Source organism: Streptomyces sp. LS1784 (assembly GCF_020103755.1).
Lineage (GTDB): Bacteria > Actinomycetota > Actinomycetes > Streptomycetales > Streptomycetaceae > Kitasatospora.
The window spans coordinates 1-1953 of the sequence record NZ_JAHSQD010000940.1; the positions used below are offsets into that span (position 1 = coordinate 1).

Genomic DNA, 1953 nt, shown 5'->3' on the forward strand with positions numbered 1-1953 from the left:
GAACGCGCCGCCGTCCGCCGGGGCCTGGCCGGCACCCGGGCCGAGCGCGCGGCGCTGGGCGGCCGCGGCCTCCTCCTGCGCGCGCTTCAGCGGGTTGCCGCTCTTGCGCTTGCCCTTGGCCTGCGGGGCCTTCTTGGCGGACTTCTTCCCGCCGCCGCCCATGCCCGGGATCCCCGGCATGCCGGGCACACCCTTGCCGGAGGCCATCGCGGACATCATCTTGCGGGCGTCGAAGAACCGCTCGACCAGGTTCTTCACCTCGCCGACCTGGACGCCGGAGCCCTTGGCGATGCGGGCCCGGCGGGAGCCGTTGATCAGCTCCGGCTCGGCGCGCTCGGCCGGGGTCATCGACTTGATGATCGCGCCGACCCGGTTGACGTCCTTGTCGTCGATGTTGTTGATCTGGTCCCGGATCTGGCCCATGCCGGGCAGCATGCCGAGCAGCTTGGAGATCGAGCCCATCTTCTGGACCTGCTCCAGCTGGGACAGGAAGTCGTCCAGGGTGAACTGCTTCGGGCCGCCGCGCAGCTTGGCGGCGATCTTCTCCGCCTCGGCCTGCGAGAAGGTCTGCTCGGCCTTCTCGATCAGCGAGAGAACGTCACCCATGCCGAGGATGCGCGAGGCCATCCGGTCCGGGTGGAAGGCGTCGAAGTCGTCGACCTTCTCGCCGTTGGAGGCGAACATGATCTGCCGGCCGGTGACGTGCGCGACCGACAGGGCGGCACCGCCGCGGGCGTCGCCGTCGAGCTTGGAGAGCACCACACCGGTGAAGTCGACGCCGTCGAGGAAGGCCTGCGCGGTGGTGACCGCGTCCTGGCCGATCATCGCGTCGACGACGAACAGGACCTCGTCCGGGTTCACCGCGGCGCGGATGTCGGCGGCCTGCTGCATCAGCTCGGCGTCGATGCCCAGGCGGCCGGCGGTGTCGACGATGACGACGTCGTACTGCTTCTGCTTGGCGTACTCGATCGAGTCCTTGGCCACCTGCACCGGGTCGCCGACGCCGTTGCCCGGCTGCGGGCCGTAGAAGGCCACGCCGGCGCGCTCGGCGACCACCTGGAGCTGGTTGACCGCGTTGGGCCGCTGGAGGTCGCAGGCGACCAGCAGCGGGGTGTGCTTCTGCTTCTTCAGCCAGAAGCCGAGCTTGCCCGCGAGGGTGGTCTTACCGGCACCCTGGAGGCCGGCGAGCATGATCACCGTCGGGCCGCTCTTGGCGAACCGCACCCGGCGGGTCTCGCCGCCGAGGATCGCGATGAGCTCCTCGTTGACGATCTTGATGATCTGCTGCGCCGGGTTCAGCGCGCCGGAGACCTCGGCACCGAGCGCCCGCTCCTTGACCTGCTTGATGAAGGCCCGGACGACCGGCAGCGCGACGTCCGCCTCCAGCAGCGCGATGCGGATCTCGCGGGCGGTGGCGTCGATGTCCGCCTCGCTCAGGCGGCCCTTGCCCCGGAGGTTCTTGAACGTCGCTGCGAGGCGATCGGAAAGGGTGTCGAACACGTCGTCGCGGGTCCTCTGCGGCATCGGTATCGGTACGGTCGTCGTCCCCCAGGGTATCCGGCCGCCCCGGGTACGGTCTCCACCCCCGGTCGGAACTCCTGCCCGCATCCCTGCCCTCGCCCGGTCCACGCCCCTCGTCCACGCCACTACCCGGCCCCGGACCGACCCCGCCCGGCCCGCCGCTCAGCCCAGCGCGGCCCGGAGCGCCGCCGCCACCTCGCCTGCCCGTCGGGCGGTCAGCGGACGGCCCGCCTCGTCGGTCAGGTAGAACGAGTCGACGGCCTCCGCGCCCAGCGTGGAGACGTGCGCGGTGCGCACCCGGACGCCCGCCCCGTCCAGCGCCCGGCCGATCCGGTGCAGCAGCCCGGGGGCGTCGTGCGCGCGGACCTCCAGCACGGTCGCGCTCGCCGAGGCCACCGCGGGCGCCACCGCGACCATCGGCGGCGGGGTGGG

General features: G+C 72.0%; 2 protein-coding genes. Both read right to left on the reverse strand.

Annotated features, from left to right (window positions below; translation table 11 throughout):
• A partial coding sequence (ffh, locus tag KS423_RS44455; RefSeq protein ID WP_224285363.1) for a signal recognition particle protein occupies window positions 1-1500 on the reverse strand: 1500 nt, incomplete at its 3' end.
• A 183-nt stretch (window positions 1501-1683) separates the two neighbouring features.
• Window positions 1684-1953: ACT domain-containing protein (locus KS423_RS44460; RefSeq protein WP_224285362.1), on the reverse strand; the 270-nt coding region annotated here is incomplete at its 5' end.